Here is a 232-nt window from a genome sequence, read left to right on the forward strand (position 1 = left end):
GCACCATTGCCGCTGGACAGATTACCCGGCTGGATCTTGCCGCCGTGCGCAACAGCCCGGGAGTGGTGGCGGTGATGACCGTCGAAGATGTGATCGGCCACACCGACATTGGCCCGGTGTTCCCGGGCGACCCACTGATGACCTCGACCGAGGTCAAGTTTATGGGTCAATGTATCGCCGTGGTGGCGGCAACCACCGAACTGGCCGCCCGCCGGGCGGCACAGCTGGCAGT

At 65.1% G+C, this 232-nt stretch carries 1 protein-coding gene; it reads left to right on the forward strand.

Annotated elements, in window-relative coordinates:
* Window positions 1-232 (forward strand): hypothetical protein (locus Q4563_RS22960; RefSeq protein WP_303606194.1); only part of this gene is annotated, 232 nt, incomplete at both ends.

This window comes from Gilvimarinus sp. 1_MG-2023, from assembly GCF_030548285.1.